13 protein-coding genes are annotated in these 16,071 nt (G+C 55.5%); 8 read left to right on the top strand and 5 right to left on the bottom strand.

Annotated elements, in window-relative coordinates:
* Positions 1–117 precede the first annotated feature (117 nt).
* Positions 118–1,650, top strand: coding sequence for a Re/Si-specific NAD(P)(+) transhydrogenase subunit alpha (gene pntA, locus L579_RS04830; RefSeq protein ID WP_021183157.1), 1,533 nt, complete (start codon positions 118–120; stop codon positions 1,648–1,650).
* A gap of 11 nt (positions 1,651–1,661) precedes the next feature.
* Complete coding sequence (gene pntB, locus L579_RS04835; protein WP_021183158.1) at positions 1,662–3,050, top strand: Re/Si-specific NAD(P)(+) transhydrogenase subunit beta; 1,389 nt, start codon at positions 1,662–1,664, stop codon at positions 3,048–3,050.
* Between the two features lie 119 nt (positions 3,051–3,169).
* On the opposite strand, the gene uspE is transcribed toward pntB, so the two are convergent.
* Both uspE and L579_RS04845 read right to left on the bottom strand, forming a co-directional pair.
* Positions 3,170–4,132 (bottom strand): universal stress protein UspE, encoded by a 963-nt coding sequence (uspE, locus tag L579_RS04840; protein ID WP_021183159.1) that lies wholly within the window; start codon positions 4,130–4,132, stop codon positions 3,170–3,172.
* Between the two features lie 119 nt (positions 4,133–4,251).
* On the bottom strand, positions 4,252–5,004 hold the full coding sequence (locus L579_RS04845; RefSeq protein ID WP_021183160.1) for an FNR family transcription factor: 753 nt from the start codon (positions 5,002–5,004) through the stop codon (positions 4,252–4,254).
* Positions 5,005–5,297: 293 nt separating this feature from the next.
* On the opposite strand from L579_RS04845, the gene smrA reads away from it, so the two are divergent.
* Positions 5,298–5,864 carry a DNA endonuclease SmrA gene (gene smrA, locus L579_RS04850; RefSeq protein ID WP_021183161.1) on the top strand — a complete coding sequence of 189 codons (567 nt, stop codon included), beginning with the start codon at positions 5,298–5,300 and terminating at the stop codon, positions 5,862–5,864.
* Here smrA and L579_RS04855 read toward each other — a convergent pair.
* Positions 5,861–6,781, bottom strand: a complete 921-nt coding sequence (locus tag L579_RS04855; protein WP_021183162.1) for a LysR substrate-binding domain-containing protein — start codon at positions 6,779–6,781, stop codon at positions 5,861–5,863. The two genes, smrA and L579_RS04855, sit on opposite strands and share 4 nt — an antisense overlap.
* A gap of 312 nt (positions 6,782–7,093) precedes the next feature.
* Here L579_RS04855 and L579_RS04860 point away from each other — a divergent pair, with 312 nt between their 5' ends.
* Entirely contained in the window at positions 7,094–8,428 is a 1,335-nt protein-coding gene (locus L579_RS04860) for an MFS transporter (protein WP_021183163.1), read from the top strand.
* Between the two features lie 88 nt (positions 8,429–8,516).
* Entirely contained in the window at positions 8,517–9,854 is a 1,338-nt protein-coding gene (locus tag L579_RS04865; RefSeq protein WP_021183164.1) for a 2-oxoadipate dioxygenase/decarboxylase HglS, read from the top strand.
* A 47-nt stretch (positions 9,855–9,901) separates the two neighbouring features.
* On the opposite strand, the gene L579_RS04870 is transcribed toward L579_RS04865, so the two are convergent.
* On the bottom strand, positions 9,902–10,336 hold the full coding sequence (locus L579_RS04870; RefSeq protein ID WP_021183165.1) for a DoxX family protein: 435 nt from the start codon (positions 10,334–10,336) through the stop codon (positions 9,902–9,904).
* A 191-nt stretch (positions 10,337–10,527) separates the two neighbouring features.
* Here L579_RS04870 and L579_RS04875 point away from each other — a divergent pair, with 191 nt between their 5' ends.
* Positions 10,528–12,045 carry a carboxylesterase/lipase family protein gene (locus tag L579_RS04875; RefSeq protein WP_036625313.1) on the top strand — a complete coding sequence of 506 codons (1,518 nt, stop codon included), beginning with the start codon at positions 10,528–10,530 and terminating at the stop codon, positions 12,043–12,045.
* A 213-nt stretch (positions 12,046–12,258) separates the two neighbouring features.
* Complete coding sequence (locus L579_RS04880; protein WP_021183167.1) at positions 12,259–13,932, top strand: methyl-accepting chemotaxis protein; 1,674 nt, start codon at positions 12,259–12,261, stop codon at positions 13,930–13,932.
* Here L579_RS04880 and L579_RS04885 read toward each other — a convergent pair.
* Entirely contained in the window at positions 13,890–14,771 is an 882-nt protein-coding gene (locus L579_RS04885) for a LysR substrate-binding domain-containing protein (protein ID WP_021183168.1), read from the bottom strand. The genes L579_RS04880 and L579_RS04885 overlap by 43 nt on opposite strands.
* Positions 14,772–14,900: 129 nt before the next feature.
* On the opposite strand from L579_RS04885, the gene L579_RS04890 reads away from it, so the two are divergent.
* Complete coding sequence (locus tag L579_RS04890) at positions 14,901–16,067, top strand: methionine aminotransferase (RefSeq protein WP_021183169.1); 1,167 nt, start codon at positions 14,901–14,903, stop codon at positions 16,065–16,067.
* Positions 16,068–16,071 lie beyond the last annotated feature (4 nt).

The following is a 16,071-nucleotide window of genomic DNA, read 5'->3' on the forward strand; positions in this document are numbered from 1 at the left end:
TTATAAAGACTTTGTTACATTGCGCATTTCGCTCATAAGTAGCTGAAACATTGTTTCAGTTGCATGAGCTTGTGCCGCTTACAGACCCTCATCCTTTAACCGATGAAAGGAAACAGTATGTTAATTGGGATACCCAAAGAGCGGTTAGCCAACGAATCGCGCGTGGCTGCCACGCCGAAAACCGTTGAGCAACTGATCAAGCTGGGATTCAGCGTAACCATCGAACAGGGCGCAGGTATTCGGGCCAGCTTCGATGATGACAGTTTTGTTGCCGCAGGCGCGACCATCAGCAACACCGAAACGGTGTGGCAGTCTGATATCGTGCTGAAAGTGAATGCACCTGATGATGACGAGATTGCCCTGACGCGTGCAGGTAGCACGCTGGTGAGCTTTATCTGGCCTGCGCAGAACCCGGCGCTGCTGGAGAAACTCGCGGCACGTAACGTGACCGTAATGGCAATGGATTCAGTACCGCGTATTTCGCGTGCTCAGGCACTGGACGCACTCAGCTCTATGGCGAATATTGCGGGCTATCGCGCTATCGTTGAAGCCGCCCACGAATTTGGCCGCTTCTTTACCGGACAGATCACCGCCGCAGGTAAAGTGCCGCCCGCCAAAGTGATGGTGATTGGTGCAGGCGTGGCGGGTCTGGCTGCGATCGGTGCGGCGGGCAGTCTTGGCGCTATCGTGCGTGCCTTTGATACCCGTCCGGAAGTGAAGGAACAGGTGCAGAGTATGGGCGCCGAGTTCCTTGAGCTGGACTTCGAGGAAGAAGCGGGCAGCGGCGACGGTTACGCTAAAGTGATGTCAGAAGCCTTTATTAAGGCAGAGATGGAGCTGTTTGCTAATCAGGCGAAAGAGGTCGACATCATTGTCACCACCGCCCTGATCCCTGGCCGTCCGGCACCGAAACTGATCACCAAAGAGATGGTCGCCAGCATGAAACCGGGTAGCGTGATCGTCGATCTCGCGGCACAAACCGGCGGTAACTGCGAGCTGACCGTGGCGGATCAGGTCACACTGACCGAAAACGGCGTGAAGATCATCGGTTATACCGATCTGCCAAGCCGTCTGCCGACCCAGTCATCCCAGTTGTACGGCACCAACCTGGTGAACCTGCTGAAGCTGCTGTGTAAAGAGAAAGACGGTCAAATCACCGTTGATTTCGAAGACGTGGTGATTCGCGGTGTCACCGTCATCCGTGAAGGCGAAGTCACCTGGCCGGCTCCGCCGATTCAGGTATCTGCTGCGCCAAAAGCGGCACCGGCTGCCGTCGCGCCGAAAGAGAAAGTCGAGCAGAAACCGGCGTCACCGTGGCGTAAGTTGGTGCTGCTGGCGCTGGCCGTGGTGTTGTTCGCCTGCCTGGCGAATGTAGCGCCACCGGAGTTCCTGTCGCACTTTACCGTGTTTGCGCTCTCCTGCGTGGTGGGTTACTACGTGGTGTGGAACGTCAGCCACGCGCTGCACACGCCGTTGATGTCGGTCACCAATGCGATTTCCGGCATTATCGTGGTCGGTGCGGTGTTGCAGATGGGCCACGGTGGTTGGGTTACGCTGCTGGCGTTTATCGCGGTGCTGATCGCCAGTATCAACATCTTTGGTGGCTTTACCGTCACCCAGCGCATGCTGAAAATGTTTCGTAAGAATTAAGGGGTAACAACATGTCTGGCGGATTAGTCACTGCAGCATACATTGTTGCCGCGATTCTGTTTATTTTCAGCCTTGCAGGTCTCTCGAAACACGAGACGTCAAAGCAGGGTAACATTTTTGGTATGAGCGGGATGGCGATTGCGCTGCTCGCTACGATCTTTGGCCCCAACAGCGGCAACGTTGCGTGGATCCTGCTGGCGATGGTGATCGGTGGTGCGATTGGCGTACGTCTGGCGAAGAAAGTCGAGATGACCGAGATGCCGGAGCTGGTGGCGATTCTGCACAGCTTCGTGGGTCTGGCGGCGGTACTGGTGGGCTTCAACAGCTACCTCGACCACGCACCGGGTCTGTCGGCGGTGATGGAAAATATCCATCTGACCGAAGTGTTCCTCGGTATCTTTATCGGTGCGGTGACCTTCACCGGTTCGATTGTCGCCTTTGGTAAGCTGCGCGGTAAGATTTCATCTCGCCCGCTGATGCTGCCACATCGTCATAAGCTTAACCTGCTGGCGTTGGTGGTATCGTTCCTGCTGCTGGTGTGGTTTGTTCGCACCGAAAGTACCGGCGCACAGGTGTTCGCGCTGTTGCTGATGACCGTGATTGCGCTGGCGTTTGGCTGGCATCTGGTGGCTTCTATCGGTGGTGCCGATATGCCGGTCGTGGTGTCGATGCTGAACTCCTACTCAGGCTGGGCAGCCGCAGCCGCCGGTTTTATGCTGAGCAACGATCTGCTGATCGTCACCGGTGCGTTAGTGGGGTCGAGCGGTGCCATCTTGTCGTACATCATGTGTAAGGCGATGAACCGTTCCTTTATTAGCGTGATTGCCGGTGGTTTTGGTACTGACACCAGCGTCGGTGGTGAAAGCGAAGAAGCCGGTGAACACCGCGAAATCAACGCAGAAGAAACCGCTGAACTGCTGAAAGCGTCATCTTCGGTGATCATCACCCCAGGCTACGGCATGGCAGTGGCGCAGGCGCAGTATCCGGTGGCGGAAATCACCGAGAAACTGCGTGCGCGCGGCATCAAGGTGCGTTTCGGTATCCACCCGGTGGCAGGGCGTCTGCCTGGTCATATGAACGTGTTGCTGGCGGAAGCGAAAGTACCGTACGACGTGGTGCTGGAGATGGATGAAATCAACGATGATTTCAGCGATACCGACACCGTACTGGTTATCGGCGCGAACGACACCGTCAACCCGGCCGCGCAGGAAGATCCGCGCAGCCCGATTGCGGGTATGCCGGTCCTGGAAGTGTGGAAAGCGCAGAACGTTATCGTGTTTAAGCGTTCCATGAATACCGGCTATGCCGGGGTGCAGAACCCGCTGTTCTTCAAAGACAACACCCAGATGTTGTTTGGTGATGCGAAGGCCAGCGTAGAAGGCATTCTGCGCGCGTTATAAAACAAAAAGGGCGACATACCGTCGCCCTTCATTATCCGTAACGGCGCGATAAATCGCGCACCTTAATCCGTAGCTGCGCGATTTATCGCGCGGCTTTTTCTGCCAGCGAGCACAGCACGTTAGTCGTCATCATCCTCTTCGTCATCATCATCAAGCTCGATCGGCGATTTAAAGTCATCAGGTTTGATGGCCAACAGATCGCAGCGCAGATGATCAATCACCTGTTCCGCTGTATTTCCCAGGAACGCCGCCGACAACCCGGTGCGACCGATGGTGCCAAGCACCACAATACCGGCACTAAGATGGCTGGCGATATCCGGGATGACTTCTTCCGGTAAACCTTTCGCGACGTGGGTAAACTCTTCGCTAATCGAGAACTTCTGCCGCAGCGCTTTCATCGCCACCAGATGCTGACCGCGAATGGCGTCGTTATATACGCTGGGGTCAAAATCCGGCAGTTCGATAGCGATATTGATTGGGGTAATCGGGTAAGCACCGACCAGATGCACTTCGGTATGGTTGACCATTTCGGCCAACTGGGTGGTTTCGCGAATCAATTTTTGATTGAGGGCGTCATGATGGGGTTCTTCGCTGGCGAGGTTCACCGCCACCAGCGCTTTACCGCCTTCCGGCCACGGCTGATCTTTTACCATCCATACCGGGCAAGGGCATTTACGCAGCAGATGCCAGTCGGTGGGGGTAAAAATTACCGCTTCCAGCCGATCGTGCTGATGCGCCATCTTCAGCACCAAATCGTGATGATGGGTCATCACCTCATGAATAATCGCTTCGTACGGACGGTTGTGCCAGATAACCTTAATTTCAATATCAACGCCCGCCTCCAGATAAGCGTGGGCCTGCTCGCGGATCCATTCGGTACGCTGGCTGATCACGCCTTTACGCATGTTGGCGCGCTCATCCGGCGACAGTAGGGTGGTCATTTCGTAGGAGAAATCATAGATAGGCAGGAAAGCTTTGATTTTTCCGCCGATACGTTGATTGAGATAAACCGCACGCCGCAGCGCGGGTTGATCATCCTGTTGTGCGTCAATCGCGACCAGAATATTTTGGTACCGGGACATAGGGCAATCTCCTCAAAACCAAAGCAAGTTGGGTTAAAGATAGCCTAAGTTATGACAGTGCTGAAAGGAAAAAGTTGTTGCCGGATCAATAAAATAACAATTATTGATCCGGCTGAGTATCAGGCGGCTTGCTCAGTCTGACCAGCAAGTTCTGCCAGCATTGAGTGGTTTTCGATAGTGATATATTTGCCTTTTACCGCCAGCATGCCACTTTTCTGGAAACGACCGAGTAAACGGCTGATGGTTTCTACGGTTAGTCCCAGATAGTTACCAATATCGCCACGCGTCATGGTTAAGCGGAACTCACGTTGGGAGAAGCCACGTTGACCAAAACGGCGCGACAGGTTCCAGATAAAGGCGGCGAGACGCTCCTCAGCATTCTTCTTGGACAGCAACAGAATCATGTCCTGGTCGCCTTTGATCTCACCACTCATCAGACGCATCATCTGCTGACGCAGTGCGGGCATTTTACCGGAGAGATCATCCAGGGTTTCGAACGGGATTTCGCACACCATCGCGGTTTCCAGTGCTTGCGCAAAGCTGGGATGATGGGCGCTAACAATGGCGTCAAAACCGACCAAATCACCTGCCAGATGGAAACCCGTAATTTGCTCGTCACCCTGTTCGGTGATGGTGTAGCTTTTGATGGTGCCCGAGCGAATGGCATACAACGATTTCAATTCATCACCGGCTTTGAACAACGTCTGGCCTTTTTGAATTGGCTTTTTGCGTTCAATAATATTATCCAGCTGATCCAGTTCGTGTTCGTTCAGCGTGAAGGGAATACACAACTGGCTGATACTGCAATCCTGGCAATGGATGGCACAACCGCCAGACTGAATACGTCGAATGCTGCGTTTTTCCGGGATCATAATATGTACGCTCGATGATTATTGACTGCCGTCAATTTTAACATTTTTTCATGCAAAGGGCACTCGTCCGAGCTGTAATAATCCTCAAAAAAAGTGTGGCTGGCGCAAAAATAGTTGATCAGCGCTAACTCCGCTATTTGCGGATAATTTCTACAACGGGAATATTGATCTGGAACGTTTTGTTGACACCGGGTGCGCAAAACGCGCGGATATTTAGCGCGAAAAGTGACAGATGTGATGCCAGAAAGCATTTGCTAAGCTTGCATCGCAAAATTGTACTGTGGGAGAAGACCATGAACCTCGATGATGATGACCTTTTCCGGGATGCCATGGGTGACGTAACCCCGTTGAAAGATTGCGCCAACACCCAGTGGTTGCGCGATCCCTCGACAAAAGCGCCGCGCGCGCTGCAACGCAATGATGCAGAAGAGAACTTTTTAACGCGGGGTTTTCTGGAGATCATTCCGTTAGCGACGCCGCTGGAGTACAAAGCAGATGGGATCCAGCAGGGGGTGCTGGACAAATTGCGGTCAGGGAAATATCCGCTGGACGCCAGCCTGAATCTGCTACGTCAGCCGGTTGAAACCTGCCGTCAGTCGCTGTTCAACTTTATGATGCAGGGGCGCAAGCAGGGGTTGCGTAATTTGTTGATCATCCACGGCAAGGGACGTGATGACGAGTCACATGCCAATATCGTGCGCAGCTATGTGGCGTGCTGGCTGACACAATTCGACGAGGTGCAAACCTTCTGCGTCGCGCAACCCCACCACGGTGGGGCCGGGGCGCTGTATGTTGGCTTGCGTAAAACCGAACAGGCCCGCCTGGATAACCGCGAACGGCACGCCAAGCGCAGCCGTTAGCTGTGGAACTTACGGATGGTGGCCATCAACACCTCTGCGCTCAGGCTCAGGGTATTGCCGGTTCGGGTGATAATACCGACCGGCTCGCCTGGCCCGGCTGACGAGATGGGCAGGGCGCACAACGCATTATGATTTAAATCCTCTTTAACCGCCCCGGAAGGCACAAACCAGACATAGTCGTAGCGTAGCGCCAGTTGGCGTGCCAGGGACGTTGAGGACGTTTCCACGCAGTTGGCGGGGAGTGAACAATCTTGTTCATCCAGCATTTGTTGCGCGATACGACGAGGGGCCGTGCCCTCCGGGGAGATCACCACGGGCCACTGCATCGCGCGCGATAGCGTGACGTTGTCACTTAACAGCGGATGCTCCGGGCGTACCACCAGCTTTAACGATTCAAGAAACAGCAACTCGTAAGTCAGGCCCGCCATCATTTCACTGTCGGCCATACGGCCAATACCGATATCAAATTCGCCAGCCCGCAGGCCCGCTAACAACACATTATTATGCAGCGTCGCCACCTGTACCGTGGTGTTGGGTTGCTGCTGGTGAAAGCGATCTAAAATTTGCGGCAGCATACCCATTGCGGCGGTGGTCAGCGCGCCGAGGCGGATGACCATCGGGCGTCCGGGTAACGGTGAGTTAAAGCTTTGTCCGGCATGATTCAGGGCATCCAGCACCTTAATCGCGTGGGTCAGGAATTGTTCGCCCAGGGTGGTCAGTTGGGCGCCGAGACGACCGCGTTCAAATAAACGTGCTCCAGCCAGTTCCTCCAGCTCATTAAGGGTTTTCGAGAGTGCAGGCTGGCTCAGGTTCAGCGTTTCTGCTGCCCGACCCAGCGTGCCTTGTTGCGCGACGGCAACAAAGGTATGTAAATGGCGCAAGCGAATGCGCTGATTGAAAAGGATATTTTTGTCCATAACCTCACACTTAATGAGATTTCCGGGTTGCAGGCAACTGGCAAAACGAAATTTTGTTAACTTACCTGCAAAATTATATTAACAATTTTAGCTTGCGATACGGCAAACGCATAAGCTGCTGTTATCACAATAAATCCCGAATATTCATCTAGTTGAGTCGTTATCAGCTTCTTAAGTTTCAGATGCTTAAGATGGCTAAGCCTGAATAATTCTCAGTTACATCCAAAAATCCTGCCCGTTATTATTAACAATGCGCTATCATAAGCGCCGTTTTTTTTACCAAAACTGATGTTTAAAAGCAGGAGTTCGGCCGTGACCAGCGTTGAAGCAGTAGATGTACGCCAGCTGATTAATCAGAGCACGCTGAGTCGCTGGCAAAAGCGCTTAATTGCGCTCTGCTTCCTCGTCGTGGCGCTGGATGGCATGGACATCGCGCTGATGGGATTTATCGCGCCGACGCTGCGCGCGGCCTGGGGTGTCAGTAATCATCAACTGGGTATGGTGATCAGTGCGGCATTGATTGGACTGGCGCTGGGCGCGGTGTTCGCCGGGCCGCTGGCGGATCGCTATGGCCGCCGCATGATGATTCTGCTTAGCGTCCTGTTCTTTGGCTTGTGGACGTTGGCCACAGCGATGGCGCAGAACATCGAACAGATGATGCTGTTTCGTTTTCTCACCGGGCTGGGATTAGGCGCGGCGATGCCGAATGTCGGTACCCTGGTGGCGGAATACGCGCCGGAACGCCGCCGCTCCTTCATTATTACCGTGGTGTTCTGCGGGTTTACCTTTGGCGCGGCCTCCGGTGGTTTTGCCGCTTCCTGGCTCCTGCCTCGTTATGACTGGCACTCGGTGATGTTGTTGGGCGGCTTGCTGCCGCTGGTGGTGTTGCCTTTTCTGCTGCGCGGCCTGCCGGAGTCGGTACGTTTTCTCATCAGTCGTCAGGCCCCGGCGGCACGTATCCACGCCATTCTCGACCGCATGTTGCCGGGCGCGGTGCAGGCCAACAGCCATTTCCACAGCGTTGAACCCACCACCGTGCGTGCTGGCGCAATTGCCACCGTCCTCTCACGCCGTTATTTGTTTGGCAGCCTGATGCTATGGGGCGGCTACTTCATGGCGCTGTTTCTGGTCTACCTGGTCGGTAGCTGGTTACCGTCGCTGGTCCATACCCTTGGCATGTCAGTGACCGCAGCCGCGATCATCACCGCGATGTATCAGGCGGGCGGCACCCTCGGCTCGCTGTTTACCGGTTGGCTGATGGACCGTGTTAACGCGAATCTGGCGCTGGCGGTGATCTACTTCTGTGGCGGCATCGCCATTGTCGCGATGGGTTTCTCACCGGCGCGGGTCGACCTGATGAGCGCCATCGCTTTTTGTAGCGGTTTTTGTTTTAACGGTGCCAACACCGGGATGAATGCGTTATCCGCCAGCTATTATCCCACGCATGCACGCGCCACGGGTTCCAGTTGGATGCATGGCGTGGGGCGGGTCGGGGCGATCCTCAGTGCCTTTATCGGCGCGGAACTGCTTTCCCTCGGCTGGTCATTCAGCCATATCTTCCTGATGCTGGCGCTACCGGCGCTGCTGACCACCGTGATGCTGTTGCTGAAATGTCGCTTTGGTGACCCGCGAGCCGCCGACGAGTGACAGCGCGATCACACTTCGAGGAAATTGTTACCCGGCGCTAAAGGGTTGATCTACATTAGCATCACCCCCGTAGCACAAGGTGATGACCATGGACAATTTCCTCACCAGCGATGCCATCCGCACGCTGTTTTCCCAGGCCATGTCGGCGATGTACCAGCAGGAAGTGCCGCAGTACGGTGTGCTGACCCAACTGGTCAGCGCCGTGAATGAACGCGTGCTGGAAGCCAATCCTGATCTGAAAAACCGTCTGGCGGCGGCGGATGAACTGAGCCGCCTGAGTGTGGAGCGCCACGGCGCGATTCGCGTGGGCACCGCAGCAGAGTTAAGCATGTTGCGCCAGATGTTTGCGGTGATGGGGATGTATCCGGTGGGTTATTACGACCTGTCGCAGGCCGGTGTTCCGGTGCATTCCACCGCGTTTCGTCCGGTCAGTGACAGCGCGCTGCGACGTAATCCGTTCCGGGTATTTACCTCGTTGCTGCGGCTGGAGTTGATCAATGATGAGGCGTTGCGTGCGAAAGCCGCCGACATTCTGGCGGTACGCGACATCTTCACGCCACGTTGCCGGGCGTTAATCGCCCAACATCAGCAGCAGGGTGGTCTTAACGCGGCGGATGCGGCGCAGTTTGTCAAAGAGGCGCTGGAAACCTTCCGCTGGCACGCCGATACCACGGTCGATAGCGCCACCTATCTGGCACTCAGCCATCAACACCGTTTGATAGCCGACGTTGTCTGCTTCCGCGGCTGTCATATCAACCACCTGACGCCCCGCACCCTGGACATTGACCGGGTGCAGACGCTGATGCCGACACGCGGTATCGATCCCAAAACCCTGATTGAAGGTCCACCACAACGTCAGGTGCCGATCCTGCTGCGTCAGACCAGCTTTAAAGCGCTGGAGGAACCGGTGCATTTTCGCGATGGTTTTCAGGGTACCCACACCGCCCGCTTTGGTGAAATCGAACAACGTGGTGTGGCGTTAACGCCGAAAGGTCGCGCCCTGTACGACAAACTGCTGGCGGAAGCAGGTACCGGTAAGGACAACCAGCAGCATCAGCAGCATCTGGCGGAGGTGTTTCGCGCCTTTCCCGATGATGAAGTCAGCCTGCGCCGCGAACAACTGGCGTGGTTCAGCTATCGGCTGACGGAAAAGGGGATTCAGTCACCGCCCGGAGCTGAAGAGAGTATGGAACAGTTGATGGCAGAAGGGCGCTTGCTGGCGGAACCGATCACCTATGAAGATTTTTTGCCGGTCAGCGCGGCGGGGATTTTTCAGTCCAACCTGGGTGATGAGGCGCACGTCCGCAGTGCCGGTCATGCCAGCAAGGCGGCGTTTGAAACGGCGCTCGGTGCGACTGTGCAGGATGAAATGGTGTTATATCAACAGCTGCAACAGCGCAGCCTGGCGCGTTGTGGCCTGGCATAAGATAAAAAAAAGCCGGTCTGCGTCAGGCAGACCGGCGGTTTTTTTCATTATTGCAGGCGCGGGTTGCGCACCAGCGTATACTTCCCGGCACCCAAAAACATAATGGCGAGTGCGCCTAGCGTGTAAAGGGCTTCCGTCTCCAGGGACCATGCACCGACATCCGTCAGATGCCAGACAACCCCCATTTTTACCAATAGCGTGGCGACAATCATGTTGATCACAATAATGAAGGCCGCAGGGCGCGTCATTAAGCCAACGATCATCATAATGGGTGCCAAAATTTCCCCGATGTAAGCACCGTAAGCGATGAAACCTGGCATGCCTCTGACGGTGAGCAGATGTTCGATCCATGCCACTCCGTGGACCACTTTAAATTCACCGTGGAACAGCAGCAAACCGCCAAATGTCAGGCGGAGCAGCAGCTTAGCGAAATCCGGGTGATCACACATCCGGGTAAACAGTTGGTTAATTCCACCAAACATCGCGCTTCTCCGTCTCGCCAGGTTAACGTGTAACCTTAATGTAGACTGCCAAACGTTTGCCAGCCAAAAAATTTGAACGAGATGTTCAGCATTTCGCGTGATGATTCAGCTTAATCTGCAAATTCCTGAGCGACATGGACATTCGCCCCGGTCCTGCAAATAATGGAGAAATGATGATCAGGGAAGCCGAAATGAAAAACCAACGACGTCTGAGGATCTTGACTGCGGAAGGAGAACTCAGAGGCTCAATGGATGATGAGCTGTTTGTCTTCAAAGGTATACCCTATGCCGCGCCCCCGGTTGGCGCGTTGCGCTGGCGGCCGCCGCAGGCGCTGCAACCCTGGCAGGGCGAACGTGACGCCACGGCATGGGGGCCGGCCAGCTGGCAAAATCGGGACTATTGTCTGCTTGCCGGTGGTGGCGACCCGGGTCATTTCAGCGAAGATTGTCTCTACCTTAATGTCTGGACGCCAGATATTGAACCCGTGCGCCCGCTCCCGGTGATGGTGTGGCTGCACGGCGGTGGATTCAGCATCGGCGCAGGCAGCCTGGATCCTTATCGCGGCAAGGCGCTGGCAGCGCAGGGCGCGGTGGTGGTGACGCTCAACTATCGCCTCGGCCATTTCGGCTTTTTTGCCCATCCGGCGCTGGATGCAGAGTATCCCGGCGACAGCGTGGTGAATAATTTCGCCCTGCTTGATCAGATCGCGGCGCTGCAATGGGTGCAACGTAATATCCCGGCGTTTGGCGGCGATCGCCGCAATATCACGCTGTTTGGCGAATCGTCAGGCGCGCGTAGCGTGCTGTCCTTGTGCTGCTCGCCATTGGCGGAGGGGTTATTTCATAAGGGCATAGTACAGAGCGCCTACAGCCTGCCAGATACGCCGCGCGTGCAGGCGCAGCAGGTAGGTCAACAGGTGGCGGCCCATTTTGGACTGGCTGCGAATGCCAGCGCCAGCGATCTCCGTGCGTTACCGGCGGATGGATTCTGGCCGCTGCAACGCCCGCTGGCGCTTGGTCCGGTGCCGATCAGCGGCGATATCGTCCTGCCACAACCGATGTTGGCGACCTTTATGGCTGGCAGGCAGCATCGGGTTCCCTTGATGATCGGCAGCAACAGCGATGAAGCCAGCGTTCTCGATTTTTTTGGTGTGGATGCCACCCAGGTTCTGCAACAGCTACGCCAAAAAAATCGCCTGAGTTATCAGTTGATTAAATGGTTATATGATATCCACGATGATGCCCTGCTCGGGCGCGCCGTGGCCCGTGATATGGCCTTTTCCGTGCTGCCATTATTGGTGGTGCAGGCACAACACAATATTGGTATGTCTGGTTGGCGCTATTGGTTCGATTACGTTTCCGAACAGTCGCACGACCTCTATCCTCACGGTGCCTGGCACGGTAATGAAGTCCCCTATGTGTTTAATACCTTAGATACGCAGACGCCAGCCGAGGGCCGCAGTTACACCGCCGCTGATTATGCTGTTGCGACGCGCCTAAGCGCCCTGTGGATCACCTTTGCCCGCGATGCCAGCGAATTCAGTTACCAGTTGCGCAGTGAGATTGACTGGCCGGTGTGGCGTTCAGATAACGATGTCACCCTGATGGTTGGCCGTGATGCGGAAAAACCGTTCAGTTTGCAGCACCGGTTTATGCGCGGGCGGCTGCGTCTGTTCCGCCTGATGATGCGCAGCATGGTGAAACTTTAGTTCACTGGCTAATGGTTAAATTTCGCAAACCTTTTTTTAAAACAAATTTTCCTGCATCCCCCTGATTTCATTAATACAATCTTTTCCTTTGCCCGTGCGAACCAGCAATTTATTAGCTTACGAAAGCGGTACATTTTCTGAATCTGCTGCCGATAAACGCAATATGCCCGATTTTATCGGGCCTCCATTGCGGTTCACATCAAGGGATTTCGTATGGGTATCTTAAAAAATTTTACTATTCGCGCCGTTATGCTGACCATTCTCGGGCTGTTTTGCCTGTTATGGTGTGCCGTCGGCTTATTTAGCGTCCATTCTCTCAATGCTCTGGGTGAGGGTAACGAAGTGGATCGTCAACTGGTGAATCAGATGACGGTGCTCAGTAAAGGTAATGATCAATATTTCCGGGTGGTGACGCGTCTTTCTCGCGTGATGGAAATGCGTGCGGCGGGCACCGAGTTGCCTGCTGATGCGTTTGCTACGGTCCAGCAGGCGCTGGACAGCATGAAGCAGCAGCTCGAACAATTCAAAGCGATGGCACCCGGTCCGATGGATGCCGACACCGCCAATAGCGTGATTGCCAACTGGCAAAAGTTGTTGGATGAGGGGATTGCCCCGCAGGTTTCACTGGCCCAGCAAGGGACGCTGGACGCTTACCGCGCCCAGGCCAATAAAGTGACCCCGGCCCTGAGTCGTGCCTTTGGTGCCAGCGCCGAGAGTTTCAACCAGGCGGCAGGCATCAAGCTGGATGACACGCGCGTCACCGTGGACAAACTGACCAATGTCACTAAGGTGATCATTCTGTCAGCGGTGGTGGTGGGACTGCTGATTCTGCTGTTCACTGACCGCTACCTGGTTGCCATGCTGGTGAAACCGTTGGATCGCATCCGCGATCACTTTGCGATTATCGCGCAGGGCGATCTCAGCCAGCCGGTGCAGGAGTTTGGTCGTAACTGTGTCGGTAAACTGGTGCCGTTATTGCGGGCGATGCAGGACAGCCTGCGTGAAGCGGTCAGCGCGATTCGCAGCGGGACAGAAAATATCTATCGCGGCGCGGCAGAAATCTCGGCAGGTAACAACGATCTCTCCTCGCGTACCGAGGAACAGGCTTCCGCCCTGGAGCAGACGGCGGCCAGCATGGAACAGTTAACCGCCACGGTGAAATTCAACGCCGATAACGCGCGTCAGGCCAGTTCACTGGCGGAAACCGCCACCGGCACCGCACAACAGGGTGGCCGTCTGGTGGGTGAAGTGGTCACCACGATGGCTGGCATCTCCGGCAGTTCGAAGAAAATCGCCGAAATCACTAACGTCATCAACAGCATCGCTTTCCAGACCAATATCCTGGCGCTCAACGCCGCGGTAGAAGCGGCGCGTGCCGGTGAACAGGGCCGCGGCTTCGCGGTGGTGGCAAGTGAAGTGCGTAACCTCGCACAACGCAGCGCCAACGCGGCGAAGGAGATTGCGACCCTGATTGAAGATTCGGTGCAGCGTGTCGAAAAAGGCTCGGATCTGGTGAACAGCGCCGGTCATACCATGAACGACATTCTGAAGTCGGTGCAGGATGTGAATGAGATCATGAAGCACATCGCCTCGGCGTCAGAAGAACAAAGCAAAGGCATTTCCCAGGTGGGCACGGCGGTGACGGAGATGGACAGCGTCACCCAGCAGAATGCTTCGTTGGTGGAAGAGGTGTCGGCGGCGGCCAGCGCCCTGGAGCGTCAGACGGAAGAACTTCAGGCATCGGTCGCCAAATTCCGTCTCGCACCCGCGACGGCGGCTATCGCCTCTGCCACGCCACCTGCGGCACCGTTACGTCGCCCGACGTTAAGCGCACCGCCTGCCAATCAGCCTAAATCGGCCAGCGCAGACGAGTGGGTTTCTTTCTGAGGCTGACAAAGCCACGCCACCAGTTCCTCAAGGAACGGTGGCGCATCCCGCTCTGCACGATGGAGCAAGCTGTAACTCGCCCCGGTAGTGACGCAGTGGTCAAACGGGGCGATCAGTCGGCCATTCGCCAGATCGTTCTGTACCAATGACATATCCGCCACCGTTACGCCAAATCCCTGAATCGCCGCGCTGATCGCCAAATCCATAGTGGCAAAGTGTTGGTTACGTGCCATCGGGACGCTGACCTGCTGCGCATTCAACCACAACTGCCAGTCACGCGTGTCATTAGTGGGGTGCAGAAAGGTAAAACGCGCTAACCCGGCCACGTTAGCGGGTGGCGTCACGCTGCTGGCCAGCACCGGTGTCAGGCGCTCATCAAACAAGAGGATGGCCTCCGCCGGCGCACTGCCATAGACGATTGCCGCATCAAAATTATCCAGTTGCGAGGCATGGTCGAGGGTGGTGGTGAGCGCCACATGGATCTCCGGCCGTTCCTGCTCCAGCGCCACGAGGCGCGGCACCAGCCAGCGCATCGCGCAGGTTGGGGCTTTCAGCCGAATCGACACATTGCTGCGGCTGGCTTTCTCTGTTGCATTCACCAGCATCGCAAAACCTTGTTGTAACTCCGGTAGCAGGGCTGCGCCTTGCGATGTCAGATGCAAACCTCGCGCATGGCGCTCGAATAACGCAAAGCCCAGCCAGCTCTCCAGGGATGCAATTTTGCGGCTCACCGCCCCCTGGGTGATGCATAACTCGTCGGCGGCACGCGTCAGATTGAGGTGACGTGCCGTGACCAGAAAGGCGTGAATGGCGTTGAGCGGCAGAGCGGAGCGGGACATAACAGCCTCAGCTATGATTAAAAGTCATGGCTATTATGACAACAATTCGCTTGTCGACTCAAGTGACAGACCGTTGAATAGAAATCTGATTTCCTTACGTGGTTATGCAATCCTTTAGGCGGAGTTACCATGTCCATCCAATCCAGTGTTCAGACTTCTTCAAAATTACCCGATGTTGGTACCACCATTTTCAGCGTGATTGGGCAGCTTTCGGCACAACACAAAGCCATCAACCTGTCCCAGGGCGCGCCTAACTTCCCGTGCGATCCGCAACTGGTTGAACTGGTCAGCAACGCGATGCGCGAAGGACATAACCAGTATGCGCCGCTTACCGGTTTGCCGGCGTTGAAAGAAGCGCTGGCGCAGAAAGTACACACCCTGTATGGCCAGCAATATGATGTGGGCAGCGAAGTGCTGATCACCGGCAGCGCCAGCCAGGGTATCTACATGGCGATCTCCGCGCTGGTGCATCCGGGCGATGAAGTAATTTTCTTCGAGCCGGCATTCGACAGCTATGCGCCCGTGGTGCGTTTACAGGGCGGTAAGCCGATCGGCCTGAAATTGCAGGTGCCGGATTTTGCCATCAACTGGGACGAACTGCGCGCCACCATCACGCCACGTACCCGGATGATCATCATCAACACGCCGCACAACCCGAGTGCGCAGGTGTTAACTCCAGCGGATCTGGATCAACTGGCTCAACTGACGCGTAATACCGATATCGTGGTGCTGTCGGATGAAGTCTATGAACACATCGTGTTTGATGGACGTCCTCATTGCGGCATGGCGACACACCCGGAGCTGGCGCAGCGCAGCGTTATCGTCTCATCATTTGGCAAAACCTTCCACGTTACCGGCTGGCGCGTTGGCTATGCGTTGGCACCTGCCGCGCTGATGACCGAAATCGTCAAAGTGCATCAGTTTATGATGTATGCCGCTGATACGCCGATGCAGGTTGGTTTCGCCCATTACCTGCAGCGGCCGGAAAACTATTTGCAGCTGTCTCCGTTCTATCAGCAGAAACGCGATCGTCTGATGTCGCTGATGAAGGATTCGCCGTTTAAGCTGCTGCCGTGCGCCGGTTCCTTCTTTGTTTTAGCCAGTTATGGACATTTCAGTGACGAGAGCGACAGTGAAATGGTAAAACGTCTCATCGTCGAACACGGTGTGGCAACCATTCCGTTGTCGGCGTTTTATATGGACGGCACAGACAATAAATTAATCCGTTTGTCGTTTGCCAAAGACGATGCGACATTACAGGCCGGTGCAGAAGCGCTCTGCCGGGTCAAAGGGTAACTCA

The organism is Pantoea sp. AS-PWVM4 (genome assembly GCF_000468095.1).
Lineage (GTDB): Bacteria > Pseudomonadota > Gammaproteobacteria > Enterobacterales > Enterobacteriaceae > Pantoea > Pantoea phytobeneficialis.